2 protein-coding genes are annotated in these 704 nt (G+C 34.1%); both read left to right on the top strand.

Translation table 11 applies throughout. The annotated features are described in order from the left end of the window. Window positions 1–181 (top strand): hypothetical protein (locus tag AC1DUA_RS39765; RefSeq protein ID WP_477504896.1); only part of this gene is annotated, 181 nt, incomplete at its 5' end. Between the two features lie 278 nt (window positions 182–459). Beyond that, the coding region (locus tag AC1DUA_RS39760) for an Imm32 family immunity protein (protein WP_477504895.1) at window positions 460–704 on the top strand (245 nt) is incomplete at its 3' end.

The following is a 704-nucleotide window of genomic DNA, read 5'->3' as shown; positions in this document are numbered from 1 at the left end:
CTCTACAATAAACGTAAAAACAATTGGAATGATAATGAAGAATTGGATTTTCGCTCAAAAAGTAAGTGTGTTGGGCAAAGGGATATTTGTGGAAAACCAAGCTATTTTCAATTTTTCACAAAACCATTTACCAAAATTGAATATTCGGGATTGTTTGCAGAGAAGAGATTTAACGAGTTAAGGAATAGAATTATTGAAGTAGGTTGGACTACGTTCGACTTAAGCTAAGAGGCAGTAAAAACAGGATAGGTGGCGAGTTGAAATATGGGAAAGTTGGTCTTTATATATTTATATAAAACGTTCCCAATACTGATTTTGACATTGTTTTATCTATTAGTCGAATGGTATATCCTTGACTTTTCTATTATCGGTGAAGGTTCATAGCCACCGGTTATGATGAGTATTAGGGACTTAAAAAATGAGATCGTTGGCTTATTCTCATTTATAGGGGTGCAGAGCATGGATTCCATTGTGGTTAATTTAAATATTAATGATGACACTCCCGAGTTTACAAATAAAGATAACGTAGGACAGGTTGTAATATTAAAAAATAATCGAGTGATGATCACTTTAAGTAGAAATGGATTAATAGGTTTTGCACAGGAATTACTAAGGCTGGCTCATAATGATTTTACAGATGGCAATCATATACACGTCGATCCTAGCGAAAAAGGATATGCTTCCCAAACAATGGGCTTTTTCTC

This window comes from Paenibacillus sp. 01T422, from assembly GCF_056398785.1.
Note: the sequence above shows the minus strand (reverse complement) of the source record. Positions and strands in the feature narration are given on the sequence as shown.